The sequence below is a fragment of the Pseudomonas sp. Je.1.5.c genome (genome assembly GCF_051129895.1).
Classification (GTDB): domain Bacteria; phylum Pseudomonadota; class Gammaproteobacteria; order Pseudomonadales; family Pseudomonadaceae; genus Aquipseudomonas; species Aquipseudomonas urmiensis.
In genome coordinates, this window is the sequence record NZ_JBCPSP010000104.1 from 1 (window position 1) to 440 (window position 440).

Annotated in this window: 1 pseudogene; it reads right to left on the bottom strand. The window is 64.3% G+C overall.

What is annotated here, in order from left to right:
- Positions 1-330, bottom strand: a pseudogene (locus tag AAZU54_RS27305) (UDP-N-acetylglucosamine 1-carboxyvinyltransferase); the annotation flags it as partial.
- Positions 331-440 lie beyond the last annotated feature (110 nt).

The following is a 440-nucleotide window of genomic DNA, read 5'->3' on the forward strand; positions in this document are numbered from 1 at the left end:
GCCCAGCAGCGGACCCAGCACCAGGATCGAGGCGCGCATCTTGCGGACGATGTCATAGGGCGCGACCGCCGAGGTCAGCTTGCCCGCGCGCACCGTCATCACCCGGCCGAAATCGCTGGGCCGCGTGCCCTCGATCGCCGTCGAGGCGCCGAGCTCGTTGAGCAGGTGGCCAAAGCTGTCGACATCCGCCAGGCGCGGCAGATTCCGCAAGGTCAGCGGCTCGTCGGTCAGCAGCGCGCAGGGCATCAGCGTGAGCGCCGCGTTCTTGGCGCCGGAGACGGGAATCCGGCCGGAAAGGCGATTGCCGCCGCGAATGAGAATACGGTCCATGCCGGGCTTCTAATCTTTGTCCCGCCACACGCAAGGGCAGGCGTTTTTAGCGTGCTTGATCGATTTTAATGCATTGATTCAGTTGCACTGCTTTGCATCGACATGTGGGG